This window comes from Streptomyces kunmingensis, assembly GCF_039533535.1.
Lineage (GTDB): Bacteria > Actinomycetota > Actinomycetes > Streptomycetales > Streptomycetaceae > Streptomyces > Streptomyces kunmingensis.
Map to the genome: position 1 here is coordinate 1 of NZ_BAAATS010000045.1, position 20,260 is coordinate 20,260.

Consider the following 20,260-nt stretch of genomic DNA (forward strand, 5'->3'; position numbering starts at 1 on the left):
CCTGGAACTGGGCCCGGACGCCACTCTCACCGGCGCCATCGACGAGACGTACGACGGCGAGGCCCTGGCCGTCGCGGTGCTCAACCGCAAGCAGCCCGAACCCACCACCGCCGTCACCGCCCTGGCCCGCCTGTGGGCGGACGGCGCCGACATCGACTGGGCCGCCTTCTACGCACCGACCGGCGCCAACGTCGTCGACCTGCCCACCTACGCCTTCCAGCACCGGCGCTTCTGGCCGACCGCCCGGCTCACCGCAGGGCCGCTCCCGCTCGGCTCCTCCGGGGCGGGGCACCCGCTGCTCCAGGCCGTGATCAGCCTGGCGGACTCGGGGGACGTTCTGTTCCTGGGCGGGCTCTCGGCGCAGTCGCAGCCCTGGATCGCGGACCATCAGGTGGCGGGCCGGATCGTGTTCCCCGGCACCGGGCTGCTCGATCTCGCGCTGTGCGCCGGCGAGCGCGTGGGCTGCGAAAGGGTCGAGGAGCTGACCCTGACAGCGCCGCTGGTGATTCCGGCAACTGGCGTCGTACACGTACAACTGCTCGTCGGGGCGGCGGACGCCACCGGCTGCCGCTCCGTGCAGGTGTCGTCGCGGCAGGACAGTGAGCCGGCCGACCACTGGACGCGGCACGCCACCGGCCTGCTCGGCCCGGCCCGTGAGGCGGAACCCTCGTACGACCTCACCCAGTGGCCCCCGGACGACGCGCACGAACTGGACACGGCCGGGCTCTACGACACCCTGGCCGGACTCGGCCTGCAGTACGGTCCCGTCTTCCGCGGGCTGCGCCGGGCATGGCGGCGCGCGGACGAACTCTTCGTCGAGGCCCTGCTCACCGACCTCACCGACCTCACCGACCCCGGCCGGCCCTCGGGCGCCGATGCCTTCCCGCTGCACCCCGCCGTCCTGGACTCGGTACTGCACTCGATGGCGCTCGGCGTCACCCGGACCGGCCGCGACCAGGACACGGAAGGCGGAAGCGGCCCCGGACGGCTGCCGTTCTCCTGGAACGGGGTGGAACTGCACGCCGTCGGAGCGGGTGCCCTGCGCGCGCGCCTGACGCCCGGCGGGGCGGAGAGCGTCACCGTCCAGATCGCCGACGCCACGGGGAGGCCCGTCGCGGAGGTGGCGTCACTGGTGCTCCGGCCGATGGCCCTGGACGCCCTGGACGCCCTGGACGCCTCGGACGGTGCCGTCGCCGGGGCCGCGGACACGGCACCTCAGGACGCCCTGTTCCGGCTGGACTGGACACGGATTCAGACACCAGAACCGCGGCGGGCACCCGACTGGGCGATGCTCGGCGAGGGCGGATATGCCGACCTGTCGGCCCTGCGCGCGGCCGTCGACGCCGGGCAGCCCCTGCCCGAGGTGGTGGCGGCCAGAGTCGGGGACGCGGACGGGCCGGAACCCGCGGGTCACACGTACGAAGCGGGTCACACGCACGAAGCGGGTCACACGCACGAAGCTGGTCACACGCACGAAGCGTCCCGCACCCACGAAGCCGTCCTGCGCACCCTCGCCCTCCTCCAGGACTGGCTCGCGGACGAGCGGTTCGGGACCAGTCGGCTCGTTCTCCTCTGCGACGGCGCGGTGGCGGCCCGTCCCGGGGAGACGGTGCGCGACCTGGCGGGTGCCGCCGTCTGGGGCCTCGTACGGTCGGCCCAGTCCGAACACCCCGGACGCATCCAGCTCGTGGATGTGCGGGGCGAGCCGGACCCGGGCGTGCTCGGCTCGGCCGAACCGCAACTGGCCGTCCGCGACGGGGAGCTGTTCGCCTGCCGCCTGGCCACCGCCCCGCCGAGCGCCGAGGCACCCGCCTGGGACCCCGACGGCACCGTGCTCGTCACCGGTGCCACCGGCGAACTCGGCGGGATCATCACCCGCCACCTCGTCACCGCCCACGGCGTCCGCCGCCTCCTGCTGCTCAGCCGCCGCGGCCCGGCCGCGCCCGGCGCCGCCGAACTGGTCGCCGAACTGACCGGACTCGGCGCCGACGTCACCCTCCTCGCCTGCGACGTGGCCGACCGGGACGCCCTCGCCGCCGCCCTCGCCGGCGTCCCCGCCGGGCATCCGCTGACCGGCGTCGTACACACCGCCGGAGTGCTCGCCGACGCGACGGTGACGTCCCTGTCCTCCGACCAGGTGGCGCGGGTGCTGCGCCCCAAGGTGGACGCCGCGCTCGCGCTGCACGAACTGACGCGCGGCGCGCCCCTGTCGGCGTTCGTCCTGTTCTCCTCCGTCTCGGCCGCGCTCGGTGCGCCCGGGCAGGGCAACTACGCCGCCGCCAATGCCTTCCTCGACGCGCTCGCCCAGCGGCGCCGCGCCGAGGGGCTGCCCGCACTCTCCCTGGGCTGGGGCCTCTGGGACGGTGCGGGCGAGATGACGGGCGGGCTCGACGACACCGGCCGTCGGCGCATGGCGCGCGGCGGCGTCGTGCCGCTGTCCACCGCCGACGGCACCGCCCTGTTCGACCTCGCCGCCGCCACCGGGCACGCCGCGGTGCTGCCCGTCCGCCTCGACCTCGCCGTGCTGCGCGAGTCCGCCGAACACCTGCCGCCCGTCTTCCGTGGCCTGGTCCGTGCCCCACGACGGCAGGCCGCCGCCGCCGACACGGTCGCCGCGGCGTCGCTGACCGACCGGCTCACCCCGCTGCCCGCCGACGAACGGACCGCGGCCCTGCGCGAACTGGTCCAGGACCGGGCCGCCGCCGTCCTCGGCCACGGCTCGGCGGACGACGTGGCGCCCGACCAGCCGTTCCGCGACCTCGGCTTCGACTCGCTCACCGCGGTCGAACTGCGCAACGCGCTCAACGCCGTGACCGGTCTGCGGCTCTCCGCGACCCTCGTCTTCGACCACCCGACCGCCGACGCCGTCGCCGCCCACCTGCTGGAGCGGCTGTTCGGCGCCCAGCGCCCCGGCCCCGCCGCGGCCTTGCCCGTACGGCGCCCCGGCCCGGACACCGACGACCCCGTCGTCATCGTCGGCATGGCCTGCCGCTACCCCGGCGGCGTCCGCACCCCCGACGAGCTGTGGCACCTGGTCAGTTCGGGAGCCGACGGCGTCACCCCGTTCCCCACCGACCGCGGCTGGGATCTGGAGCGGCTCTACGACGCCGACCCGGACACCGACGGCGCCAGCTATGTGCGTGAGGGCGGATTCCTGCACGACGCCGCCGAGTTCGACGCGGCCTTCTTCGGGATCTCGCCGCGCGAGGCGCTCGTCATGGACCCGCAGCAGCGGCTCCTCCTCGAGACGTCCTGGGAGGCCGTCGAGTCCGCCGGCATCGACCCCGCCGCCCTGCGCGGACAGCGCACCGGCGTCTTCGCGGGCGTCATGTACCACGACTACCTGGCCCGCCTGCACACCGTCCCCAAGGGCGCCGAGGGGTTCCTCGGCACCGGCTCCGCGGGCAGCGTGGTCACCGGCCGCGTCGCCTACCTGCTGGGCCTCGAAGGGCCCGCGGTGACCATCGACACCGCCTGCTCCTCGTCGCTGGTGGCGCTGCACCTGGCCGCACAGGCACTGCGCGCGGGCGAGTGCGACACGGCGCTGGCCGGCGGTGTCACCGTGATGGCGACCCCGGGCACCTTCATAGACTTCAGCAAGCAGCGCGGCCTCGCCGCCGACGGCCGCTGCAAGTCCTTCGCGTCCGGCGCCGACGGCACCGGCTGGGCCGAGGGCGTCGGCATGCTGATGCTCGAACGGCTCTCCGACGCGCGCCGCCACGGACACCCCGTGCTCGCCGTGGTGCGGGGCTCGGCCGTCAATCAGGACGGCGCGTCCAACGGCCTCACCGCGCCCAACGGCCCCGCCCAGCAGCGCGTCATCCGCCAGGCCCTGGACCGGGCCCGGCTGCGCCCCGCCGAGGTGGACGCCGTCGAGGGACACGGCACCGGGACCGTCCTCGGGGACCCCATCGAGGCCCAGGCGCTGCTCGCCACGTACGGCCAGGACCGGACCGGCGACGAGCCGTTGTGGCTCGGCTCGCTCAAGTCGAACATCGGGCACGCGCAGGCCGCCGCCGGCGTCGGCGGCATCATCAAGATGGTGCAGGCCATGCGGCACGGCGTGCTGCCGCCGACGCTCCACGTGGACCGGCCCAGCGAACAGGTCGACTGGTCCTCGGGCCAGGTCGAACTGCTCACCGAGACCGTGCCGTGGCCCTCCACCGGCCGCCCCCGGCGGGCCGGCGTCTCCTCCTTCGGCATCAGCGGCACCAACGCGCACGTCATCCTCGAAGCCCCGGCCGCCCGGCCCGCACCCGCCCCGGTGCCGGCCACCCGGCCGGCACCACCCGTGCTGCCGCTCCTGCTGTCGGCCCGCACCGAGACGGCCGTCCGCGGCCAGGCCGCGGCCCTGCGCGCACACCTGGCACAGCGTCCGGAACTCGCCCCGCTCGACGTCGGTTTCTCGCTCGCCACCACCCGCCCCCTCCTCGGCCACCGGGCCCTGGCCTCGGGCACCGACCGTGACGGGCTCCTGTCCGCGCTCGACGCCATCGCGGCCGGGACCACGGGACCGGCCGCGGCCCGGGGCCGGTCCGCCACGCGGCGCGTCGCCTACCTGTTCACCGGCCAGGGCAGCCAACGCCTCGGCATGGGACGGGAGTTGTACGACACGTCACCGGTGTTCGCGGCAGCCCTGGACGAGGTGTGCGCGCACGTGGAGGGGGTGCGGGAGGTGATGTTCGGCGACGCGGAGGCTCTCGCGCGCACGAGCTGGGCGCAGCCCGCGCTGTTCGCCGTCGAGGTGGCGCTGTACCGGCTCCTGGAGTCCTACGGAGCCGAACCCGATCACCTGGTGGGGCACTCCGTGGGCGAGCTGGCCGCCGCCCATGTGGCCGGCGTCCTGACGCTGGAGGACGCCTGCCGGCTCGTCGCCGTACGCGGTCGCCTGATGCAGGAACTCGCGCCCGGCGGCGCGATGGTCGCCCTGCGGGTGGCCGAGGCGGACGTCGCCCCGCTGCTCGGCCCCGGAGTGGAACTGGCCGCGGTCAACGGCCCCACGTCGGTCGTGCTCACCGGCGAGGAGAGGGCGGTCCTCGACGTGGCGGCACGGTTCCCCGGCCGCCCCGGCAAGCGGCTGCGGGTCAGCCACGCCTTCCACTCGGCACGGATGGAGCCGATGCTGCGCGAGCTGCGCGAGGCCGCCGAGTCGGTGACGTACCACCCGGCCCGCATACCCGTGGTCCCCACCGGCGGCGACACCACCGACGCGGACGCCTTCCAGGATCCCGGCTACTGGGTGCGGCAGGCCCGCGAGACCGTCCGGTTCCACGCCGCGATCACCCGGCTCCGCGCCGACGGCGTACGCACCTTCGTCGAACTCGGCCCGGACCCCGCTCTCGTCGCCGCGGTCGAGGAGTGCCTCGCCACCGAGGACAGCGGCGACGACGTGTTCGCCGGCGCGGTCCTGCGCCGCGGCCGGCCCGAGACCGGGACCCTGGCCGCGGTCCTCGGCCCGCTGCTCGTCCACGGCACGAAGAACACGGCGCGGGCGGCCTACGAAGGCACCGGCGCGCACCGCGTGGACCTGCCGACCTACGCCTTCGACCGGCAGCGGTACTGGGCCGAGAACCCGCCGGTCCCGGCCGGCCTGGACGCCGCCGGCCTCACCGGCGCCGAGCACCCGCTGCTCGGCGCCTGCGTGCCGCTCGCCGACGGAGGGTTCGTGTGCACGGGCCGGCTCGGCACGAGCGGCCACCCGTGGCTCGCCGACCACCGGGTGTCCGGTACGGCGACGGTGCCGGGCACGGCCCTCGTCGACCTCGCCGTGCACGCGGGCGACCACGTCGGCTGCGGCCGGGTGGCCGAACTGGTCCTGTCCGCCCCGCTGACGCTCGACGCGGGCGAACGGCGCTTGCAGATCGCCGTCGGGGACGCCGACGAGGCGGGGACCCGTACCGTACGGATCTCCTCCCGCCCGGCCGGCGGCCCCGCCGACGAACCCTGGACCCTGCACGCCACCGGCACCCTGGCCGCCGGCGACGCGGACCGGGCCGAGCCGTTCACCGCCGGGACCTGGCCGCCGCCCGGCGCGCACGAGGTGCCCCTCGACGGACTCTACGACGGGCCTCATGACGAACGGCCGGGCGAACGGCAGGGCGGGGAACCGGCCTTGCCGGGCGTCTCCTACGGACCGGCCTTCCAGGGGCTCCGCGCCGCCTGGCAGCGCGACGGTGAGCTGTACGCCGAGGTCGCGCTGCCCGGCCCGGCGGCCGAGGACGCCGGACGGTACGGACTGCATCCCGCGCTGCTCGACGCGGCCCTGCACGGCCTCGCCTACCTGTTGCCGGGCGCCGCCGGGCGCCTGGTGCCCTTCTCCTTCGGCGATGTGGTCCTGCACGGCCAGGGCGCCACGACCCTGCGGGTACGGCTGACCGCGACCGGCGCCGAGCAGGTGTCGATCGGCGCGGCCGACGCGGCGGGGCGTCCGGTCCTGACCGTCGGCTCGCTCACCCTGCGCCCCCTCGCCGCGCACCGCACCCCGCGGTTGCGCGGACCGGACGGACTGTTCCGCGTGGACTGGAAGCCCGTGACGGCACCCACGCGGCCCGAGGCCGGGACCGAACCGGGCTTCCGACGCTGCGCGCTGGTCGGCGCGGACAGCGTGGGAGTCAGCGGCCCCCTGACCGACGTGGGTGTCTGGACCGAGTCCTTCGCCGACATCGAGGCCCTCTCGGCCGCGGCGGCGGCGGGCATGACACCGCCCGAACTCGTCCTGGTGTCCTTCGCCTGCGACCCCGGGACCGAGACGGCCCGCGGCATGCGGGACCTCACCGCCGAGGCGCTGCGGACCGTACGCGCATGGCTCGCGGACGAACGCTTCTCCGGTACGCGGCTGGCCTTCGTCACGCGCACCGCGCTCGGCGACGGCACCGCCCGCCCGGCGGACCTGGCCGCGGCACCGCTGTGGGGCCTGGTGCGCACCGCGCAGTCGGAGAACCCCGGCCGTTTCCTCCTCGTCGACCTCGACGACACGGTCGCCTCGGTCCTCGCCCTGCCCGCCGCGATCGCCACCGGCGAACCACAACTGGCGGTCAGAGACGGGCACTTGTACGCGGCCCGGCTGGCCCGGGTCGCCGCACCCGAGGCCCCGGAGCCGGCCTGGGACCCGGACGGCACCGTGCTCGTCACCGGCGCCACCGGCGCCCTCGGCGGCCTGGTCACCCGCCACCTCGTCGCCGCACACGGCGTGCGGCGGCTGCTCCTGCTGAGCCGCAGCGGGCCGGCCGCCGCCGGGGCGCGGGAGCTGCGGGCCGAACTCACCGCGCTCGGCGCCGAGGTCACCCTCACCGCCTGCGACGCCTCCGACCGCGATGCCCTGGCCGGGGCGCTGGCCGCGGTCGACCCGGCGCACCCGCTCACCGCCGTGTTCCACCTGGCCGGTGTCCTGGACGACGGAGTGATCGGCTCCCTCACCCCCGAGCGCTTCGACGCGGTGCTGCGCGCCAAGGCGGACACCGCCCTGCACCTGCACGAACTGACCCGGGACGGCGAGCTCGCCGACTTCGTGCTGTTCTCGTCCTCGGCCGCCACCTTCGGCACCCCGGGCCAGGCCAACTACGCCGCGGCCAACGCCTTCCTCGACGCCCTCGCCGAACAGCGGCGCGCCGACGGCCTGCCCGCCAGGTCGCTGGCCTGGGGAGCCTGGGAGCACGGCATGGCCGGCCGGCTCGACGGGGTGGACCGCGGCCGGATGGCCCGGGGCGGCGTGCTCGCCCTGGGCGACCAGGAAGGACTCGCCCTGCTCGACGCCGCCCTGGGCGCCGACGCGGCCCAACTCGTCCCGCTCCGCCTCGACACCGCGGCGCTCGGCCCCGAGCCCGCCCCGCTCCTGCGCGACCTGGCCGGGCCCGCGGCCAGGCGGACCGCGGCGGGCCGTGACAGCGGCCGTACGCATCCCGCCCGGCGGCTGCGCGAACTGACCGCGACGGCCCGCGCGGACGCGGTGCTCGATCTGGTGCGGGGCGTGACCGCCGCCGTCCTCGGACACCCCTCGGCCGAAGCGATCGAGCCCGGGCAGCCGTTCCTCGAACTCGGCCTGGACTCCCTGACGTCGGTGGAGCTGCGCAACGCCCTGGCCGCCGAGACCGAGCTGCGGCTGCCCGCCACCATCGCCTTCGACCACGACTCGCCCCTCGCCCTGGCAGGCCACCTGGACACCCTGCTCGGCGCCGCGAGCGCGGAACGGCCGCAGGCCACGGAGAACTCCGCGTACACCACCGACACCGACGAGACCATCGGCCGCCTCTTCCGCCGGGCCTGCGAGGAACGCCGTCTGCGGGAGGGCTTCGACCTGCTCCAGAGCGTCGCCCGGCTGCGCCCGACCTTCGGCGCCGCGGCCGAGGTGCCCGCCTCACCGACCTCGGTCCGCCTCGCCAAGGGCGCCGAGCCGGTCCACCTCGTCTGCTTCAGCTCGCAGGTGGCGCTGGCGGGCGTCCACCAGTACGCCCGGTTCGCCTCGGCGTTCCGGGACGTACGCGACGTGACCGCGCTCGCCGTGCCCGGGTTCGCGGCCGGGGAACCCCTGCCGGCGACCGAGGACGCGCTGCTCGACCTGCTGGCCCGCATGGTGCGCGAGCAGGTCGGGGACGCTCCCTGCGCTCTTCTCGGTTCCTCCTCCGGCGGCGTCCTCGCCTACGCGACGGCCGCCCGCCTGGCCGAGGAGGGCCGGCCCCCGGCCGGGGTGGTGCTCCTGGACACCTATGTGCCCGGCGACGATTCGCTCGGCCAGTTCGAGGACCAGCTGCTCGGCGGCATGTTCGAACGCGAGGAGGGCTTCGCGCGCATGGACGCCGCCCGGCTGTCCGCGATGAGCTGGTACTTCAACCTCCTCGGCGGCTGGCGCCCGGCCCCGATCACACCGCCGGTGCTGCTCGTACGGGCCGGGAGACCGATGCCGGGCGGGGAGCAACTGGCCCCCGGGCAGTGGCAGACGGGATGGCGCGAGGCGGACCAGGTCGTGGACGTGCCCGGCAACCACTTCACGATGATGGAGGACCTGGCCGGCGCCACCGCCGAGGCGGTCGACACGTGGCTGCGCGCCCGCCCGCCGCAGTGAGACGGTGACGCGGTGACGCGGTGAGACACAGATCAGGGCCTGTCCGACGGACGGGCCCTGATCTGTAATCCGCTGTTCCGCGCTACGTCGTCCACGGCGCCGTCCGGCGCTCCTCCACCAACTGCTCGAGTACGGGCACCACTTCGGACGGCGCCGGACGGGAGAGCGCCTCGTCGCGCAGCCGGGCCGCGTGGTCCGTGAAACCCGGCTCCGCGAGGATGCGCGTGACCCGCTCGTGCACCGCGTCCGGCGTGGCCAGGTCATGGCGCAGCAGGAGGCCGGCGCCCTGCTCCTCCAGGCCGGCCCCCCGGTAGAGCTGGTCGGCGACGGGCGTGGTGACGGTCAGTTGCGGTACGCCGTGCACGAGCGCGTTCGCGTAACTCCCGAAGCCGCCGTGGTGGATCAGCAGGGAACAGCTGGGCAGCAGCGCGTGCAGCGGCACCGATTCCACGACGCGTACGTTGCCGGGCAGCGGGCCGAGTTCCGCGATCTGCGTGGGCAGCAGCGCGGCCACCACCTCCGCGTCGAGCTCCGCCAGCACTTCGAGGATCTTGCCCTTGGAGACGTAGTCCCCGCCGTAGCGTTCGGTGTTGGAGGCACCCAGGCTCATACAGATGCGGGTGCGCTCGGGCGGAGTGCGCAGCCAGCCGGGGACGACGGCCGGCCCGTTGTACGGCACGAACCGCACCGGGGTCCGTGCGGCCCCGGTGTCCAGGCCCAGGCTCTCGGGCAGCGGGTCCAGCGTGAGCTGCCCGGTGGCGAACTCCTCCGTGAACGTGCCCCCGAACCCGGCGGCGCGGCCGTCCAGCCACTCGGCGAGCGGATCTCTGCGCCGCTCGGCGGGCACCGCCGCGGCCAGCTCGCGAAAGAGCCGGCGCTTCATCACCCAGACGTCGGCGAAGCACAGCGACCGCACGTGCGCGGCGCCCACGGCCCCCGCCACGAGCGGCCCGGCATAGGTGAGCGGGTCCCAGACCACGAGGTCGGGCCGCCAGGAACGGGCGAACTCCACCATCTCGTCGATCATCGGCTCGTTGTACATCGCACTGCCCCACGCGGCCATCTGGGCCCGGTCGAGCTCGGCCTCATAGGTCAGCTTCGCCGGATCCAGCTCGTTCCAGCTGGCCGCCTCCCACTCCTCCTGGGACTGGCGGTTCTCGGTCATCGCCTTGCTGATCCCGTCATGGCGGCCGGCCGCGACAGCCGTCATCCCGGTACGGGCGACGACATCGACGAGCTCCGCGGAGCTGGCGACCCGGACCTCGTGCCCGGCGGCACGGACCGCCCACGCGATCGGCGTCATACAGAACAGATGGGACTTCTCGGGGATCGTCATGAACAGCACACGCACGGTGGACTCCTGGGAGCGGCAAGTGATCCGGTGCCTCTCCAGGTTCGTCCGCTCCCCGCCCGGCCGGCCGGGCGGGGCCGAGCATCGGGGGAAACACCCAGAGTTTGGCTGCATGCCCCGGCCGTGGCTGTGTGCATTCCCGGGGCGCGTGGATAGTGGCCGCAGAGGCGATCGTCCGGCCGGGCCTTCCCCTCGGCCGCCGGATGATCCGGGGCAGACGAACCAGGAGAGGCGTCGATGGACCCAGTCGGTTCCGTGGACCGGTCGCCCGCCGTGGTGTTCGGCGCGGGCGGCTTCGTCGGCCGTGCCGTGTGCGCCGCGCTGCTCGCGGCGGGCCGGCCGGTGACCGCCGTGCTGCGCAGCCCGGCGGACCTGCCGGCGGGCTGCCGGGCGCTGCCCCTCGACGCCGTCCGCTGCGACCCCGCCGCTCTGGCCGCCGGACTCGGCGCGCTGCGGCCCGGGCTGGTGGTGAACGCGGCGGGCGCCCTGTGGAACGTCACCGACCGCGAGCTGACCGAGGGCAATGTGCTCCTCGTCGAACGGCTCGTGCGCGCCGTCACCACGCTGCCCGGACCCGTCCGTCTGGTCCACATCGGTTCGGCGTACGAGTACGGCGCACAGGCCGGGCCGAGCAGGCTCACCGAGACCCTGCACGCCCGCCCGGCCGGCCGGTACGCGCAGACCAAACTCGCCGGCACCCGGATCGTCACCGAGGCCGCCGCCGGCGGCCTGCTCGACGCCGTGGTGCTGCGGATCGCCGTCGCGGTCGGCCCGTTCGCCTCCCGGCACAGCCTGCTGGGCGGCCTGGCCCGTCAACTCGCCGAAGGACCCGTCGAGTTGACGCTGCCGCCGATCGCCGGGGTGCGCGACCTCGTCGACGTCAGGGATGTCGCCGACGCCGTACTGGCCGCGGCCCGCGTCCGCCGGGCCCCCGCCCTGGTCAACATCGGCTCGGGCACCGGCGTCCGCCTCACCGAGGCCGTGGACACCCTGATCCGGATCGCCGGACCGCGGGCCGCCACCGCCAGGGTCGTGCGCGGCCCGGCGCCCACGGTGCGCCGCGACACCGGGATCGGCGAACAGGCCCTGGACATCGGCCTGGCGCGCCGGGAACTCGGCTGGGCCCCGGCGCGCACCCTCACCGACGCGCTGCACGCCCTGTGGGACAGCGTGCAGGACACGGCCCCCGCCTCACCAACGACCCTCGCAGCGACCCTTGCAGTGGACGGAGAGACCATTCATGGCTGACACGGACGTGCAGTCCATCCTCGAACTGACCAGGAAGCTCCACCGGGACCAGGACGCCGACGCGCACGAGTTCGTGCCCGGGGTCACCCCGATCCTGCCGTCGGGCGCGGTCCTCGACGAGGACGACCGCGCCGCGCTCGTGGAACAGGCCCTGCAACTGCGTATCGCCTCCGGGGCCGCCGCACTGCGCTTCGAGCGGCTGTTCGCCAAAACGATCGGGGTGCGCAAAGCGCATCTGACCAACTCGGGGTCGTCCGCGAACCTCCTGGCCCTCGCCTCGCTCACCGTGCCGGAACTGGAGGAGCGCCGGCTGCGCCCGGGCGACGAGGTGATCACGGTCGCCGCGGGTTTCCCCACCACCGTCAATCCGATCATCCAGTGCGGTCTGGTGCCGGTCTTCGTCGACGTGGACCTCGCCACGTACAACACGACGATCGAGCGGATCGAGGCGGCGATCGGCCCGCGCACCAGAGCCATCATGATGGCGCACACCATGGGCAACCCCTTCCCGGCCGCCGAGGTCGAGCAACTGGCCCGGGACCGGGACCTGTTCTTCGTCGAGGACAACTGCGACGCCGTCCTCTCGACCTACCAGGGCCGCAACACCGGGACGTTCGGCGACTACTCGACCGTGAGTTTCTATCCCGCCCACCACCTCGCCATGGGGGAGGGCGGCTGCGTCCTGTCGAACACCCTGGAGCTGGCGCGGATCACCGAGTCGATGCGCGACTGGGGGCGCGACTGCTGGTGCGAGCCGGGCGAGGACAACAAATGCCTCAAGCGGTACAAGTACCAGATGGGGGATCTGCCCCAGGGGTACGACCACAAGTACATCTTCTCGCACGTCGGCTACAACCTGAAGACGACCGACATCCAGGCGGCGCTGGGCCTGAGCCAGCTGCCCAAACTCCCCGACTTCGTCGCCGCCCGCAAGCGCAACTGGCGGCGTCTGCGCGAGGGCCTGGACGGACTGCCCGGACTCCTGCTGCCCGAGGCCACCCCCGGCAGCGACCCGAGCTGGTTCGGGTTCGTCATCACCCTCACCGACGACGCCCCCTTCAGCCGTCTCGAACTCGTCGACTTCCTCAACTCCCGCCGCATAGGCACCCGGCTGCTCTTCGCCGGCAACCTCCTGCGCCACCCCGCCTACCGCACCGTCGACCACCGGGTCGGCGGCGAGCTGACCAACAGCGACATCATCACCGAACGCACCTTCTGGATCGGGGTGTACCCGGGCATCACCACCGAGATGACCGACTACATGACCGCGTCCATCCGGGAGTTCGTCGCCAAGCACCGCTGAGCACCCCCAGGGAATCCCATGCAGCCGACACCGAGTACCCGCACCTTTCCCACCGGGCCCGGCCGCGGCCCCGGACACGGAGGCCGCCGTGCCTGACATCGAACCGCTGGGCGTCGCGGTACTGGGCGCCGCGGACATCGCCCGGCGCCGTACGGTCCCTGCTCTGCTCCGCAGCCCCCTGGTGCGCCTGGTCGCGGTGGCCAGCAGGACCACGGACAAGGCGCGCACGTTCGCCGACCGGTTCGGCTGCGAGGCCGTGACCGGCTACGAACGGCTGCTGGACCGCGACGACGTCGACGCCGTCTACATCCCGCTGCCCAACGCCCTGCACGAGACGTGGGCGGAGAAGGCGCTGCGGGCGGGCAAACACGTCATGGTGGAGAAGTCACTGACCGCGAGCGCGGCCGCCGCCACCGAACTGGCCCGCACCGCGCAGGAGCGGAACCTGGCGTTCATGGAGAACTTCGCGTTCCTCCACCACACCCAGCACACCCGGGTCCGCGAACTCCTCGCCGACGGCGCCATCGGCACCCTTCGCGTCTTCACCGCCTCCTTCGGCATCCCCCGCACCGACAGCTCGCTCATCCGCTACAGCCGGGCCCTGGCCGGGGGCGCGCTGCGCGAGACCGGCTGCTACCCGATCCGCGCCGCTCAGCTCTTCCTGGGCGAGGACGTGGAGGTCGTCGGCGCCCGGCTGCGCCACGAACCGGACGGCGGCTGCGATCTGGCCGGATCGGTGCTGCTGGCCGACGGCGCCGGCACCACCGCCCAGTGCGACTTCGGCCTGGACCACGCCTACCGCAACACCTACGCGCTCTGGGGCAGCGAAGGCCGCATCGAGGTGGACTGGGCGTTCACCCCGCCGCCCGGCCACGCCCCCCTGGTGCGCCTGCGACGGGCGGGCCACACCGAGGAGTGGACCCTGCCGGCCGCCGACCAGTTCCTCGGCGCCGTCACCGCTTTCGCCGAGGCCGCCCGCGATCCGGCGGCGCACCGCGAACACTCCGCCGCCGCGATCCGCCAGGCCGCCCTCGTCGAGTCGGTCGTGGAACTGGCCGGCACCCCCGAGGCCGCGCCGAGGAGCAGCCATGTCGTCGCCTGACGCCACCTCGCCCGCGCACGTCCTGTGGCTGGGCTTTCCCGCGTACGGACACCTCAAGGCGACCCTCGGCATGGTCGAGGAGCTGATCCGGCGCGGCCACCGCGTCACCTACGTGGTGGCCGACCGGCTCGCGGACGCTGTCGCCGCCACCGGCGCGCGCGTCGTGCCGTACGCCTCACACTTCCCGGCGTCCATCACGTCCGACGAGGACGCGACGACGATGCTGCACGCCTTCGTCCAGGAAAGCTTCGCGCCCCTGGAAGCAGCCCTGGAAGCGGCGGCCGCCGACCCGCCCGCGCTGGTCGTGCACGACGCCCTCGCCTCCGACACGGCGCTTGCCGTGAGCCGCAGACACGGGGTGCCCACCGTGCGGACCTACGCCGGTTTCGGCGCGAACGCGCAGGTGCGGCAGAACGGGACGGAGGCGGATCCCGCGCACACCCCGGCCGACCCCGACGACCCCCGGCTCGGCGAACTGACCCGGCTGCTGACCGCCCGGGTCCGGGCGGCCGGGGTCGCCGAACTGTTCGCCGACGCGCCGCCCGGCGGCGTCGAGGCCGCGGTCAACATCTCCTTCGTCGTACGCGAGTTCCAGATCAGGCCGGAGGCGTTCGGCGACGACTACCTCTTCGCGGGCCCCTGCCTGCGCGCCGCCGACTTCACCGGCGACTGGTCCCCGCCGCCCGGCACCGCGCCGCTGCTCCTGGTGTCGCTCGGCACGTCCGTCAACCGCCGCCCGGACTTCTTCAGGCGCTGCGCCGACTCGTTCGCCGGCACCGCGTGGCACGTGGTCATGACCCTCGGCGGCGGGGTCGACCCGGCGGCTCTCGGACCGCTGCCGCCCAATGTGGAGGCACATCCCTGGATCCCGCACCTGAAGGTGCTCCGGCACGCCACGGCGTTCGTCTGCCAGGGTGGCACCGGAAGCCTGATGGAAGCGTTCCACCAGGGCGTGCCGGTGGTGGTCGTCCCGCACCAGCAGGACCAGCGGGCCACCGCCCAGCAGGTCGTCGACCTCGGTCTGGGACGGGCCGTCGCCCCCGCGGAGCTGGACGGCGGCACCCTGCGCCGCGAGGTCGAGACACTCACCGCCGACACCGCGACACGGGACAGGGTGCGCGAACTGAGCCGGCACCTTCGCGCCGCCCCCGGCGCCACCGCGGTCGCCGACCGGCTGGAGGCGGTCATGGCCGGAGCGTGAACCGCGCCGTGTGACCCCGTACGCGGGACGGGCGGCGCCGTGAGGGGCCCCGGGGCCCCGGGGCCCCTCACGGCGCCGTACCGCCTCAGCGCAAGGAGCCCACCGGATCGAGCGCCCCGGAGGGGAACGCGGGGACGGCCCCGGCCCGCACCGCCTGGTCGAGCAGCGTACGGACCGCTGCCCGACCGTCCGCACCGAGGTCTTCGGTGTAGCCGTTGACGTACAGCGCGATGTGCCGCTTCTGCACCTCGGGCGCCATCTCCTGGGCATGCGCGCGCACATATTCCTCGGAGGCCCCCGGGTCCGCCCACGCGCTGCGGACGGAGGCGCGGACGGCGTCGGCGATGCCCGCGAGCCGCTCCTCGCCCAGATCACGCCGGGCGACGATGGCACCCAGCGGAATGGGCAGCCCCGTCCGGGTCTCCCAGGCCTCACCGAGGTCCACGAGGCGGTGCAGTCCGTACTCGTGGAAGGTGAACCGGGCCTCGTGGATCACCAGGCCCGCGTCCACCTCACCGTCCCGCACGGCCGCCATGATCCGGTCGAAGGGCATCACCACGGTGCGTATCTCCACACCGGGCAGGGCCTGCTTCGCCCACAGCCGCAACAGCAGGTAGGCCGTGGAGCGTTCGGTGGGGATCGCGACCACGCGCCCGGCCAGGTCCGCCGGCCCGCACGCATCGCGGGTCAGCAGCAGCGGGCCGCAGCCGTGCCCGAGCGCCCCGCCGCACGCCAGCAGCCGGTACCGGTCGAGCACGTACGGCAGCGCCCCGTAGGAGATCTTCAGTACGTCCCCGTCGCCCCGCGCGGCACGGCCGTTGGTGACGTCGATGTCCGCGATGGTGACGTCGGGAGCGGGGACGCCGGGCAGCAGCCCGGCGGCCCAGGCGTGGAAGACGAACGTGTCGTTGGGACACGGCGAATAGGCGAGGTTCACAGGGCTTGCCATGATGCTCCTGTCGTCGGGCGGCTAGCGGGCCAGGTCCCACAGCCCGAGGTACTTGTTCGGGAAGGTCTCGGGGATGAGCTCCAGCGGCCGGCCCAGCCCGAAGGGCGCGAGGGTGAGGTCCAGCTTGGCGTGCCGCAGACTCGGTTCGGCCAGCCGCGCGGTGTTGGAGAACGTGTCCTCGGCGACCGTGGGGTCGCTGCGGAACGTGGTCGTGAGCAGATACCTGGCGGAGCGCCGGAAGTGTTCCAGCGCGCGCAGGATCATGTCGTTGGGCAGATGGATGAACACGTCACGGCACACCAGCAGATCGGCCGGACGCAGCTCGTCGCCGGTGATGTCGACGACCTCCAGGCGGTAACCGCGCTGCCGCAACTGCGGCCAGGTGGCGCGCTCGTGCACGTCGTAGCCGATGTAGTCGATGCCCTCGAGGTCCATCGTGCTCATCCACGCCAGATCACCGCAGCCGGCGTCGTTGACGGTCCGCACATGGTAGGTGTCGAGGATCGTCTGGAGTCCCTTGCGCACGAGCTGGGTGTGCGGCTCGCTGGAACCCCAGCCGCAGACGGTGTCGCAGGCGTGGTCGGGCCATCCTCGTGAGAAGACGTCCAGGCCCGGGGCGAGCGTGGGGTCCGCCACAGACGCGGCGGCGCTGACTGCTGGGTTGCTCACGGCATCTCGCTCTCGTCGGGAACAGGCTGTGGCCCACGGGAGCACGGCACGCGCGCACGCGACCACATCGGCCGCCACACACCAGGTGTTCTCCCGAACTCCACGGCGCCGTTGCAGGGAGCGACTGGTGAATCGCCCAGTGTCGGCCGTCCTGGGCGGCAGTGGCGGCCCGCCGCTGGCAAGCTGCTGCTCATGTCGGCGTACCACGTGGCATTCATGCCGTTCCCAGCGTTCGGACACATCAACACGACACTCCCCGTCGTGGCGGAGCTCGTGCGCCGCGGTCACCGGGTGACCTTCGCGACCAACGCGCGCTTCGCACCCCTCGCCGCCGCGGCGGGCGCGAAAGTGCTGGAGTACGAGTCCTGGCTCGCCTCGCGCAAACTGCCCGAGCGCGTCGACGCGGAGTACCTGGTCCATGAGCCGGTCCGCTCCATCGACGAGGCCATCGCCACCGTCCCCGTCTACGAGCGGGGGTTCGGCGACGACGTGCCGGACGTGCTCCTCTACGACGTCAGCACCTTCGCCGCCGGCCGGGTCCTGGCCCGTAAGTGGCAGCGGCCCGCCATCGAGCTGTTCGCGACCTTCGCCTCCAACGAGCACTACTCGCTCACCCAGCAGATCGGTGCCCTGTACGCGGACGAGATCGACCGGGAACACCCCGCGCTCATCGACTTCTTCGTCAAACAAGGGCAGTTGCTGCGCGACCACGGTCTGACGGACGTCACCCTGGAGGAGTTCAACGCCGCGGCCGACGACGCCAACCTGGTCTTCCTGCCGCGCAGCTTCCAGCCCGCCGAGGAGACCTTCGACGACAGGTTCGCGTTCGTCGGAGCCTGCCTGGGCAGCCGCGACGACCGGCCCTGGACCCCGCCGGACGACGGCCGCCCGCTGCTGCTGGTCTCCATGGGCAGCTTCAGCTTCGAGCACCAGAAGGAGTCGCTGCGCACCTGGGCGGACGCCTTCGCGGACTCCGAATGGAATGTGATCGTCTCGGCCGACTCGCTGGCCGGCGGCGACGGCGCGCCGCCCCTGCCGGACAACGTCCGGGTGCACCCCTGGGTGCCTCAGCTGGCCGTCCTGGAGCAGGCGGACGCGTTCGTGTCCCACGCGGGCATGAACAGTGTGATGGAGGCCATGTACTTCGGGACGCCGGTCGTCGCCGTCCCCCACATGCCCGAGCAGCGACTCGTCGCGGACCGGCTCCAGGAGCTCGGCCTCGGTGTGCACCTCCCGGAGGCCGAGGCCACCGGTGAACGGGTGCGCGCCGCCGTGGACCGCGTGGTCGGGGACGGGCACACCCGCGCGCGGGTCCGCGCCCTGGGCGAGGCCATGCGCGCCGCCGACGGCCCGGCGCGCGCCGCGGACTACGTGGAGGAGGTGGCCGCCGGGCGTCGTTCGGCACCCTGACGGTCGGGGCGGATGTACTCCGGCAGAATCCGCGGCGGCCAGCAGCCGATGGAGAACATGCCCATCGAGTAGGCCTTCGCCGCGAGCGCCGTGCGGTTGGGCACCTTGAACTGCCGCAGCAGGATGCTCACGTGGTACTCGATGCCCTGGCGGCTGAGGAACAGCTTGGCCGCCAGGCGCACGGTCGGGTCGCCCGCGGCGACGCCTTCCAGGACCTTCGCGGTGAGCGCCGTCAACTTCCGCTGTGCGCCCACGAGTTCCTGCCGCTCGTCCGCGGTCTCCTCGGGGGTGAACTGGGCGAGGATCATCTTGATCCGGCCGCTGCTGTCCGCCACCGGGAAGGCAGTGAGCTTGCCGGCGACCGCGGTGTCGTGGAACCACATCGCGATGGACCGGCTGACGAGCGGTGCGTGGTGTCCCTGGACGAGCCGGCCGAACTGACGCAGCACGTACTGCCGCACACTCGGGTGCAGGAAATCCGCGAAACTGCGCTCACATATCTCGTCGGGATAGCGGCCGCACTGCGCACTGAAAGCGGAGTTCACCGAACGCACCCGCAGCGTCGGATCGAGTATCGCCAGACCTATACCGGACCGTTCGAACAGCGAGAGAATCACTTCGCTGTATTCATCGCTGCGGATCTCCGTGGCGAACATGGGCGAGTCGAGGTCGTGCATTTCCTCGATGGTGCGTGGCGCGTGGTCGGAAAGGACGGAGAAGCCGTCCGTTCTCTGCTGAAGGGCGCTTCTGGTGCTGTGCTCCGCGTAGCTCATCTCCGCCACACACCTTCCCCGTTTTGTGTTCTTGGCGAACTCCGGGAAGCGTATGAGGGCGAAGCTGGGTCTCACTGCACTGCTGGTAGCGCCGCGCTAGTGCGGCGTTCGATCCGCGGCGGCCAGCACGTAGGCGGCAAAGGCCTCGACACCGTCCACGACCGCTTCGAAGCGCGGGGAGTGGAAGACGTCGAACGAGTGCTGTGCGCCCGGCAGTTCGGCGTAGACGACGACGTTGCCGGAGGCGCGGCGCAGTTGGGTGACGAAGTTCCGGGCGCCCTCGACGGTGCCCAGCGCGTCCTTGGTGCCGTGGGCGACGAGGAACGGCGGTGCGTCGGCGGTGATGTATCCCTGGGGCTGCAGCGGGGGCGGCGGCTCGTCCGGCGGGGCGCCGAAGTAGTGGCCGTAGTAGCCGTAGAGGCAGATCGCCGCGGTGACCGAGGTGTCGGTGGTCTCGAACCCGGGCTGGAACATCGGGTCGTTCGGCGTGAGCGCGGACAGCGCCGCCAGGTTGGAGCCGGCGGAGCTGCCCGCCACGAACAGCCTCGACGGATCGGCACCGTACTCGGAGCCGTGCTCGCGGACCCAGGCGATGACCTTCTTGGCGTCGATCTGGTGACCGGGGAAGGTGGTCTGGGGTCGCAGCCGGTAGTTGGCGCTGATGCACACCCACCCCTGGGCGGCGAGCTGGTACAGCAGGGGACGTGCCTCGCGGCTCTTGGACCCGCTGGTGTAGCCGCCGCCGTGGAAGTAGACCAGGACCGGCGCGTTCTGCGGTGCGTCGCGGCGGCGGTAGAGGTCGAGGAGGTTGCGGCGTCCGGCATCGCCGTAGCTGATGTTGGGGATCCGCCGCACGTCACGCCGGCGCATCATGGCCGGCAGCAGCAGGATGCGGAGCCAGGGCCGGTGCCGGCGCAGCGGCGTCCGCACCCGGTCCCGCCAGCCGGTCCCGAGCCCCTGCTCGAGAGCCTGCCCGACCACGTGGGCCGAGCGCACGCCCAGCCAGGCGCAGACGGCGAGGCCGAGGGTGGCGGCGGCGGCCACCGCGGCCGTCACCTTGGCGCCCGCGGAATCCAGATCGCCCTGGGCGGCGGCCAGAGCCGTGGAGGCAGCCAGGACGTAGATGCCCACGAACGGCACCTCGTTGATGATCAGCCCGAACCAGAAACTCATGGTCGCCAGCGGCCGGGGCCGGC

General features: G+C 73.5%; 11 protein-coding genes. 6 read left to right on the top strand and 5 right to left on the bottom strand.

All coding sequences use genetic code 11. From position 1 onward, the window contains the following. On the top strand, positions 1 to 9,058 hold a 9,058-nt coding region (locus tag ABD366_RS38960; protein WP_344443375.1), incomplete at its 5' end, for an SDR family NAD(P)-dependent oxidoreductase. A gap of 82 nt (positions 9,059 to 9,140) precedes the next feature. Here ABD366_RS38960 and ABD366_RS38965 read toward each other — a convergent pair. Further along, positions 9,141 to 10,409 (bottom strand): activator-dependent family glycosyltransferase, encoded by a 1,269-nt coding sequence (locus ABD366_RS38965; RefSeq protein ID WP_324770691.1) that lies wholly within the window; start codon positions 10,407 to 10,409, stop codon positions 9,141 to 9,143. A gap of 237 nt (positions 10,410 to 10,646) precedes the next feature. On the opposite strand from ABD366_RS38965, the gene ABD366_RS38970 reads away from it, so the two are divergent. The 4 genes from ABD366_RS38970 to ABD366_RS38985 all read left to right on the top strand — a co-directional run bounded on the left by ABD366_RS38970 (position 10,647) and on the right by ABD366_RS38985 (position 15,263). Further along, positions 10,647 to 11,657 (top strand): NAD-dependent epimerase/dehydratase family protein, encoded by a 1,011-nt coding sequence (locus tag ABD366_RS38970; protein WP_344443377.1) that lies wholly within the window; start codon positions 10,647 to 10,649, stop codon positions 11,655 to 11,657. Further along, the gene (gene rfbH, locus ABD366_RS38975) at positions 11,650 to 12,960 is read left to right on the top strand and encodes a lipopolysaccharide biosynthesis protein RfbH (protein WP_324769033.1); all 1,311 of its coding nucleotides are present in this window, start codon (positions 11,650 to 11,652) and stop codon (positions 12,958 to 12,960) included. Before ABD366_RS38970 ends, rfbH begins: the two co-directional genes overlap by 8 nt. Positions 12,961 to 13,048: 88 nt before the next feature. Then, positions 13,049 to 14,062 (top strand): Gfo/Idh/MocA family protein, encoded by a 1,014-nt coding sequence (locus ABD366_RS38980; RefSeq protein ID WP_324769032.1) that lies wholly within the window; start codon positions 13,049 to 13,051, stop codon positions 14,060 to 14,062. Continuing rightward, positions 14,049 to 15,263, top strand: coding sequence for a macrolide family glycosyltransferase (locus tag ABD366_RS38985; RefSeq protein WP_324769031.1), 1,215 nt, complete (start codon positions 14,049 to 14,051; stop codon positions 15,261 to 15,263). The genes ABD366_RS38980 and ABD366_RS38985 overlap by 14 nt, the downstream gene beginning before the upstream one ends. A gap of 85 nt (positions 15,264 to 15,348) precedes the next feature. Here ABD366_RS38985 and ABD366_RS38990 read toward each other — a convergent pair whose 3' ends face one another. Together ABD366_RS38990 and ABD366_RS38995 are read right to left on the bottom strand one after the other, a co-directional pair. Continuing rightward, positions 15,349 to 16,212, bottom strand: a complete 864-nt coding sequence (locus ABD366_RS38990; RefSeq protein ID WP_324769030.1) for a 1,4-dihydroxy-6-naphtoate synthase — start codon at positions 16,210 to 16,212, stop codon at positions 15,349 to 15,351. 21 nt (positions 16,213 to 16,233) lie between these two features. Then, positions 16,234 to 16,881 carry a class I SAM-dependent methyltransferase gene (locus tag ABD366_RS38995; RefSeq protein ID WP_324769029.1) on the bottom strand — a complete coding sequence of 216 codons (648 nt, stop codon included), beginning with the start codon at positions 16,879 to 16,881 and terminating at the stop codon, positions 16,234 to 16,236. 261 nt (positions 16,882 to 17,142) lie between these two features. Between ABD366_RS38995 and ABD366_RS39000 the strand changes: the two genes are divergently transcribed. Continuing rightward, positions 17,143 to 18,291, top strand: coding sequence for a macrolide family glycosyltransferase (locus tag ABD366_RS39000; RefSeq protein WP_324769028.1), 1,149 nt, complete (start codon positions 17,143 to 17,145; stop codon positions 18,289 to 18,291). Here ABD366_RS39000 and ABD366_RS39005 read toward each other — a convergent pair. Both ABD366_RS39005 and ABD366_RS39010 read right to left on the bottom strand, forming a co-directional pair. Continuing rightward, a complete protein-coding gene (locus ABD366_RS39005) occupies positions 18,249 to 19,064 on the bottom strand; it encodes a helix-turn-helix transcriptional regulator (protein WP_324769027.1) in 816 nt (271 codons plus the stop codon). The two genes, ABD366_RS39000 and ABD366_RS39005, sit on opposite strands and share 43 nt — an antisense overlap. 96 nt (positions 19,065 to 19,160) lie before the next feature. Next, positions 19,161 to 20,237 carry an alpha/beta hydrolase gene (locus ABD366_RS39010; RefSeq protein ID WP_324769025.1) on the bottom strand — a complete coding sequence of 359 codons (1,077 nt, stop codon included), beginning with the start codon at positions 20,235 to 20,237 and terminating at the stop codon, positions 19,161 to 19,163. Positions 20,238 to 20,260: the final 23 nt, after the last annotated feature.

Coding starts and splice junctions, on each gene's coding strand:
- ABD366_RS38970 (WP_344443377.1), top strand. CDS start 10,647: ATGGACCCAGTCGGTTCCGTGGACCGGTCGCCCGCCGTGGTGTTCGGC.
- rfbH (WP_324769033.1), top strand. CDS start 11,650: ATGGCTGACACGGACGTGCAGTCCATCCTCGAACTGACCAGGAAGCTC.
- ABD366_RS38985 (WP_324769031.1), top strand. CDS start 14,049: ATGTCGTCGCCTGACGCCACCTCGCCCGCGCACGTCCTGTGGCTGGGC.
- ABD366_RS38990 (WP_324769030.1), bottom strand. CDS start 16,212: ATGGCAAGCCCTGTGAACCTCGCCTATTCGCCGTGTCCCAACGACACG.
- ABD366_RS39005 (WP_324769027.1), bottom strand. CDS start 19,064: ATGAGCTACGCGGAGCACAGCACCAGAAGCGCCCTTCAGCAGAGAACG.
- ABD366_RS39010 (WP_324769025.1), bottom strand. CDS start 20,237: ATGAGTTTCTGGTTCGGGCTGATCATCAACGAGGTGCCGTTCGTGGGC.